Source organism: Sedimentitalea arenosa, assembly GCF_016428585.1.
GTDB classification, from domain to species: Bacteria; Pseudomonadota; Alphaproteobacteria; order Rhodobacterales; family Rhodobacteraceae; genus Sedimentitalea; species Sedimentitalea arenosa.
Genome location: NZ_JAELVR010000006.1, coordinates 249,696 through 256,333, shown reverse-complemented (window position 1 = coordinate 256,333; position 6,638 = coordinate 249,696). Strand labels below are relative to the sequence as shown.

At 61.1% G+C, this 6,638-nt stretch carries 7 protein-coding genes and 1 tRNA gene; 3 read left to right on the top strand and 5 right to left on the bottom strand.

What is annotated here, in order from left to right; genetic code table 11:
- Positions 1 to 212, top strand: a 212-nt coding sequence (locus tag JF290_RS19545; protein WP_233155284.1) for a hypothetical protein, incomplete at its 5' end; no start/stop codon positions are given.
- Between the two features lie 365 nt (positions 213 to 577).
- On the opposite strand, the gene JF290_RS10885 is transcribed toward JF290_RS19545, so the two are convergent.
- Positions 578 to 653, bottom strand: a tRNA-Lys gene (locus JF290_RS10885).
- A gap of 208 nt (positions 654 to 861) precedes the next feature.
- Between JF290_RS10885 and dapF the strand changes: the two genes are divergently transcribed.
- Together dapF and mtaB are read left to right on the top strand one after the other, a co-directional pair.
- The gene (dapF, locus tag JF290_RS10880) at positions 862 to 1,695 is read left to right on the top strand and encodes a diaminopimelate epimerase (RefSeq protein ID WP_233155269.1); all 834 of its coding nucleotides are present in this window, start codon (positions 862 to 864) and stop codon (positions 1,693 to 1,695) included.
- Positions 1,692 to 2,942 carry a tRNA (N(6)-L-threonylcarbamoyladenosine(37)-C(2))-methylthiotransferase MtaB gene (gene mtaB / locus JF290_RS10875; protein ID WP_199024896.1) on the top strand — a complete coding sequence of 417 codons (1,251 nt, stop codon included), beginning with the start codon at positions 1,692 to 1,694 and terminating at the stop codon, positions 2,940 to 2,942. The genes dapF and mtaB overlap by 4 nt, the downstream gene beginning before the upstream one ends.
- Before the next feature lie 120 nt (positions 2,943 to 3,062).
- Here mtaB and JF290_RS10870 read toward each other — a convergent pair whose 3' ends face one another.
- The 4 genes from JF290_RS10870 to JF290_RS10855 all read right to left on the bottom strand — a co-directional run bounded on the left by JF290_RS10870 (position 3,063) and on the right by JF290_RS10855 (position 6,600).
- The gene (locus JF290_RS10870; protein ID WP_199024895.1) at positions 3,063 to 3,854 is read right to left on the bottom strand and encodes a cytochrome c1; all 792 of its coding nucleotides are present in this window, start codon (positions 3,852 to 3,854) and stop codon (positions 3,063 to 3,065) included.
- Positions 3,855 to 3,871: 17 nt separating this feature from the next.
- A complete protein-coding gene (gene petB, locus JF290_RS10865) occupies positions 3,872 to 5,218 on the bottom strand; it encodes a cytochrome b (protein WP_199024894.1) in 1,347 nt (448 codons plus the stop codon).
- 11 nt (positions 5,219 to 5,229) lie between these two features.
- Positions 5,230 to 5,790 carry a ubiquinol-cytochrome c reductase iron-sulfur subunit gene (petA, locus tag JF290_RS10860; RefSeq protein ID WP_199024893.1) on the bottom strand — a complete coding sequence of 187 codons (561 nt, stop codon included), beginning with the start codon at positions 5,788 to 5,790 and terminating at the stop codon, positions 5,230 to 5,232.
- A 198-nt stretch (positions 5,791 to 5,988) separates the two neighbouring features.
- Complete coding sequence (locus JF290_RS10855) at positions 5,989 to 6,600, bottom strand: glutathione S-transferase (RefSeq protein ID WP_199024892.1); 612 nt, start codon at positions 6,598 to 6,600, stop codon at positions 5,989 to 5,991.
- Between the last annotated feature and the right edge of the window lie 38 nt (positions 6,601 to 6,638).

Genomic DNA, 6,638 nt, shown 5'->3' with positions numbered 1-6,638 from the left:
ACATCGAGATGTTCTACAACCCGAAGCGCAAGCACGCGAACAACGGCATGCTGTCGCCCGTTGATTTCGAGATCAGACAGCAGAAACCGAATCAGGCACGTGTCAAGGAAACCAGGGGCACCTTACTCTTCTTCATGGAAGTCTCCTCCTCCCATTCGCGGGATCATAATTGGAAAATTCCAGCTTGGGACGGTCCTGGTATCGGGCAGTAGGTCATGGGGCCAACATGCAGGCGACCAAGCCATTTTCCACGTACTACGCGAGCTCGGCAAAGGGTTCCTGCACGGGTTACGGATCAAACCCAGAGAGTCGTCGTCGCATGGCCAAAAATGCGAAAAACTCTGGACGCTACCTATTGGCCTTAGACCGGGGCTGGGGCGACACTGACGAACAAATAAAGTCGGATGAGTGAGCATCCGGTATCAACTGGCGAAAATCGTAGCGCGCGAGAACCGTGCCGAAAGATATTCGCAAAAATTCGATTAGAACCAAACGTGCTGTGCGGCCCACATTCGGCCCGATAAGAATTAGAAAATACAAGACACTCAGACAATTCAGTCTCAGTCTTTGATTTCAGTGGTGAGCCGTGCAGGATTCGAACCTGCGACCCACTGATTAAAAGTCAGTTGCTCTACCAACTGAGCTAACGGCCCACTCTTTGCAGATCCAGTTCACCGAATCCGCCCCGCTTCGTAAGCCAAATCCTCCACTGGGATCAACCGCTTTTGTAACGCAAAACAGGCCCTAGCGGGATTTTTCGATGCTTCGGACGCCTTGACCCGATCCGTTCCGCACCGGACGTTGCGCCATCCCTAGCGGACAGGCTGGAAACTGCGATGCCCCGAGCGTATATGCGGTCGCATGACTCGCTCACGTGATACCCGCCTGCCCTTCATGAAGATGCACGGCCTCGGCAATGATTTTGTCGTGCTAGACGCGCGCGAACGGAGCCTTGACGTGACACCTGCACTTGCGCGCGCAATCGCCGATCGTCACCGGGGCGTCGGATTCGACCAACTCGCGGTCATCTCGACCGGCGGAAGCGATGCGCACCTGACCTTCTACAACGCGGACGGGTCCACCGCCGGCGCCTGCGGAAACGCCACACGCTGCGTCGCGCGCCATCTATTCAGCGAGACAGGCAAAGGCGAATTGCACCTCACGACCGACCGGGGCGATCTGATCGCGCGCGATCTCGGCAAAGGGATCACCGCCGTGAACATGGGTGCGCCCCAGCTCGACTGGAGCGAAATTCCCCTCGCCGAAGCCATGGATACACTCGAACTGCCGATCGAGGGCGCCCCCACGGCGACAGCGATGGGCAATCCCCATTGCACGTTTTTCGTCCCCGATGCCGAGGCGATCCCGCTGACAGACTTCGGCGCGCGCTATGAGCATCATCCGCTGTTCCCCAACCGCACCAACGTTCAGGTCGCGCAGGTGATCGCACCCGACCGCATTCGCATGCGGGTTTGGGAGCGGGGCGTCGGTATTACACTGGCCTCCGGATCGTCCTCCTGTGCGACCGCCGTTGCCGCCGCACGCCGCGGGCTGACCGGTCGCAAGGTACAGGTCGATCTCGACGGCGGCAGCTTGCAGATCGACTGGCGCGACGATGGCGTCTGGATGACCGGCCCAACGATGCATGTGTTTTCCGGCGAATTCACCGCCGAGTTCCTCGACACGCTGTCATGACGGCACCGGTCTTCACGACGCTGGGCTGCCGCCTGAACGCCTACGAAACCGAGGCGATGAAGGAACTGGCCGCGCAGGCCGGACTCGACAACGCGGTGATCGTGAACACCTGCGCCGTCACCGCCGAAGCGGTGCGCAAGGCGCGCCAGGAAATCCGCAGACTGCGACGCGATCATCCCAATGCCCGGCTGATCGTGACCGGCTGCGCCGCCCAGACCGAACCTCAGACTTTCGCCGCCATGGCCGAGGTCGATTCGGTGATCGGCAATTCCGAGAAGATGCAGGCCGCCACCTGGGACGGACTTGCGGGCGATTTCGGCACGGAACCTGTGCAGGTCGACGACATCATGTCGGTCACCGAAACCGCCAATCACCTGATCGATGGGTTCGGCACCCGCAGCCGGGCGTATGTGCAAGTGCAGAACGGCTGCGATCACCGCTGCACCTTCTGCATCATCCCCTATGGACGCGGCAACTCGCGCTCCGTTCCCGCCGGGGTCGTGGTCGATCAGATCAAGAGACTGGTCGATCGCGGTTACAACGAGGTGGTGCTGACCGGCGTCGATCTGACCAGTTGGGGCGCCGATCTGCCCGCGACACCGAAACTGGGCGATCTTGTGCGGCGCATCCTGAAACTGGTGCCCGACCTGCCGCGCCTCAGGATCAGCAGCATCGACAGTATCGAAGTCGACCCGGCCCTGATGGACTCGATCGCCACAGAGCCCCGTCTGATGCCGCATCTGCATCTCAGTCTGCAACATGGCGACGACCTGATCCTGAAGCGGATGAAACGCCGCCACCTGCGAGACGATGCGATCCGCTTCACCGAACAGGCGCGTGCCCTGCGTCCGGACATGACGTTCGGAGCCGATATCATCGCGGGCTTTCCGACCGAGACCGAGGCACATTTCCAGAACTCGCTCGCGCTGGTCGAGCAATGTCAACTGACCTGGCTCCATGTCTTCCCCTACTCGCGCAGAGACGGCACCCCCGCCGCGCGCATACCACAGCAGGTCGACGGCAAGACAATCAAGTCCCGCGCCTCTCGCCTGCGTGCCATCGGCGCCGAGCGCGTGACACGGCACCTCGCCGCACAGGTCGGCAAGACCCACCGCGTGTTGATGGAAAACCCGAACCTGGGTCGGACCGAACAGTTCACCGAAGTTGCGTTCACGACTCCACAACCAGAAGGCCTGATCGTCGAAACCCGCATCACCGGACAGGACGGCACGCGCCTGACCGCCTGAACCGCGCTTCATCTTTGCACAAATACTCAAGACTCAACGGCGAACCCCACGCCGGTGTCCCGAATGAAAAATCCCCGCACCAATGGCGCGGGGATCACAGGGTCACGAGCGCATCACGCGTCAGACCGATTTCTTGCCCTTGATCGGAGCCCAGATCCGCTTGTTGGTCAGGTAGAGCAACACGGACAGCACAGTCAGGAACAGCACGCCGACGAACCCGGCCTGCTTGCGCGCCATCATCTTGGGTTCGGCCGTCCACATCAGGAAGGCTGCGACATCCTGAGCCATGTGATCCATCGAGTTTGGATGGCCATCCGCGAACTCGACCATTTCGTCAAACAGCGGGGGCGCCATCGAGATCCAGCCGCCGGGAAAGGCGGTGTTCTCATAGAGGATGGTGCCGGCCTCTTCCTTTTCTTCACCCGTGTATCCGGTCAGGAGCGACGCGATGTATTCAGCACCCCCCATACCCTTGAACAGCTGGTTCAGTCCCAGACCGTAGGGTCCGTGGAACCCCGCGCGGGCCTTGGCCATCATGCTCAGGTCCGGCGCACCTACGCCGTCATTGGCAGGGAAATGGTCGACCGGGGTCGCCGGGCGGAAATCATCCAGTTCCGGGTCGAACACCTCGAAATTGTCGGACGCGTAGACCCGCACCTGTTCTTCCGGGAGTTCCGGCCCGCCAGGGTCGGACAACGTGCGGATCGGAACCTGCTTGAGCCCGTGGCACGCCGCGCAGCCCTCGGTGTAGATCTGCAAGCCGCGCTGCAGCTGGTTGGTGTCAAAGGTGCCGAACGGGCCTTCGAAGGAGAAATCGTAATCCTCCACGTGGCCTGCACCGCCCGCGGCCATGGCCGAAACAGGGACCAGGGCCAGGACAAAGGCGGCACCGATTGCGAGTGTCTTGATCATCTCATGCGATCCTTTTCTCATTCGGCCGGGGCCGCGGCGGCATTCGCCTCACCATCAGCCTTCTTGCCATAATGCGCCTCGAAGTCCTCTTCGATGGTCGCAGGCGGTGTCTCGGGTTTTTCGATCACGCCAAGAAGCGGCAGGATCACCAGGAAATAGGCGAACCAGTAGGTCGTCGCGATCAGCGAGAAGCTGGCATAGGGCTCTTCCGCCGGCATGGCGCCAAGCCACATCAGCACGAAGAAGTCGATGACCAGCAGCCAGAACCACCACTTGAACATCGGACGATACCGGCCGGACCGAACGCGGGAGGTATCAAGCCACGGCACCAGCGCCATGACGGCGATCGAACCGAACATGGCCAGCACGCCGAAGAACTTGGCGTCGATGATGCCGCCTGTGATGAAGCTGGCGAATTGCACCACCCAGACCTCGGATGTGAAGGCCCGCAGGATCGCGTAGAAGGGCAGGAAGTACCATTCCGGAACGATATGTGCCGGCGTCACCAGGGCGTTGGCTTCGATGTAGTTGTCGGGGTGGCCAAGGTAGTTCGGCATGAAGCCGACAACGGCCCAGAATACCGCCATGATAACAGCCAGTGCGAACAGGTCCTTGATCACGAAGTAAGGCCAGAACGGCAGCGTGTCTTTCTCGGCATCTTCCTTGGAGGTGCGGCGCACTTCGACCCCGGTGGGGTTGTTGTTGCCGGTGGTGTGGAAGGCCCAGATATGCACGACGACCAAGGCCGCGATGACGAAGGGCAGCAGATAGTGCAGGCTGAAGAAGCGGTTCAGCGTTGCGTTGTCCACGGCAGGTCCACCGAGCAGCCAGGTCTGGATCGACTCGCCGACAAACGGGATCGCGCCGAACAGGCCGGTGATCACGGTGGCGCCCCAGAACGACATCTGGCCCCAGGGCAGAACGTAGCCCATGAATGCCGTGCCCATCATGCAGAGATAGATCAACATGCCGATGATCCAGGTGATCTCGCGCGGAGCCTTGTAGGAGCCATAGTAGAGGCCGCGGAAGATATGCGCATAGACCGCGATGAAGAACAGCGATGCGCCGTTCATGTGCAGATAGCGCAGCATGTGGCCGCCATTGACGTTGCGCATGATGTGCTCGACGCTGGCAAAGGCCATGTCGACATGCGGCGTGTAATGCATCACCAGCACGATACCGGTGACGATCTGCAACACCAGGCAGAAGGTCAGGACGATGCCCCAGATCCACATCCAATTCAGGTTCTTGGGTGTGGGGATCATGATGGTGTCATAGATCAGACCGACGATGGGAAGGCGCGAATGCAGCCACTTCTCACCCCCGGACTTCGGTTCGTAGTGATCGTGCGGAATACCGGACATATGCTGTTTCCTTATCCCAGTTGGATCGTTGTTTCGTCGAGGAATTCCGCGATCGGAATCGGCAGATTGGTTGGTGCCGGTCCTTTGCGGATGCGGCCCGAACTATCGTAGTGCGACCCGTGGCAGGGGCAGAACCAACCATCGAATTCGCCGGCGCCATCGCCCAGCGGCACGCAGCCGAGATGGGTGCAGACGCCCCATTGCACCAGCCACTCGCCGGCTTCGTCGAGGCTGCGGTTCTCATCCGCGGCATCGAGTCCCGGCTTGTTGGCATTGCGCGCGATCGGGTCGGGCAATTCGTCCAGCGACACGGCGCGGGCTTCGGTGATCTCTTCCTCGGTGCGGCGACGAATGAACACCGGCTTGCCGAGGAACTTGGCGCTGATCTGGGTGCCGACCTCGACACCGCTGATGTCGACACGGATCGAGGACAGCGCCTGAACGTCCGCCGACGGGTTCATCTGATCGACCAGCGGCCAGATCGCGGCCCCTGCGGTTACGGCTCCGGCGCCAGCGGTGGCGTAGTAGAGGAAATCTCTCCGGCTGCCTTCGTGGTCTTCTGCGTGCGACACGAGGTTTACTCCAGTTTCTGCGCCCGCTGCGGGGCAATCATGCGACAGCGCCGTCTCCAGTCACGGCTTCTCATCGCGCGTCTTAATGCGGCGGAGTTAGTTCGTCCATCGGTCATAGTCGCGCAGTTCGGTCAATCTGCGCGGCTGTGTCGCAACTGCGTCGCTTCATATCGGTGATTCAGACACCAGATACGGGGGTCAGGCGGCAGGCGGCAAGGTCGCCTGCATGCTGGCGCGCGATTCGAAGGTTGCGAACCAGGCGGCCAGCGAGTCGTTGCCATCGCGCCAGTTACGCGCGCCGTGGCGGAAATCGATATAGGCCAACGCGCAGCCGACCGAGACATGACCGATGTCGAGCGTACCGTTCAGGTGGCTCATCCAGCGCGCATCCAACACCTTGAGCGCCCGCGCGACCTTGGCCCATTGCGCCTCGATCCAGTCCTGCGAACGCTCGGTTTCAGGGCGCAGGCGCATCTCGTAGGACATCGACACCGCACTATCCATGATGCCGTCTCCTGTCGCCTCGAGCGTCAGGGTTTCCCAACGCCGCGCACCTTGCGGATAGAACGTGCCGCCGAACAGGTCGTCGACATAGGCACAGATGACCCGGCTGTCGTAGAGCGTTGTGCCGTCATCACGCACCAGCGCGGGAATCCGACCCAGCGGGTTGCTGGCGATCAAAACGTCCGATGTATCGAACGCCGTTGTCGCTATTGTATCAAGCGTCACGTCCTGTACGCGGCCAAGCTCGTGCAGCAGAACGCAGACCTTGCGCACATAGGGCGAGGCAGGGGAATGATAGAGTTTCATCGACGCGCTTCCTTGTCAGTTCCCGCGGGAGCCTAGTG

Bases quoted from the DNA above. Each gene is read 5' to 3' on its own strand.
- dapF (WP_233155269.1), top strand. From the start codon at position 862: ATGACTCGCTCACGTGATACCCGCCTGCCCTTCATGAAGATGCACGGC.
- mtaB (WP_199024896.1), top strand. From the start codon at position 1,692: ATGACGGCACCGGTCTTCACGACGCTGGGCTGCCGCCTGAACGCCTAC.
- JF290_RS10870 (WP_199024895.1), bottom strand. From the start codon at position 3,854: ATGATCAAGACACTCGCAATCGGTGCCGCCTTTGTCCTGGCCCTGGTC.
- petB (WP_199024894.1), bottom strand. From the start codon at position 5,218: ATGTCCGGTATTCCGCACGATCACTACGAACCGAAGTCCGGGGGTGAG.
- JF290_RS10855 (WP_199024892.1), bottom strand. From the start codon at position 6,600: ATGAAACTCTATCATTCCCCTGCCTCGCCCTATGTGCGCAAGGTCTGC.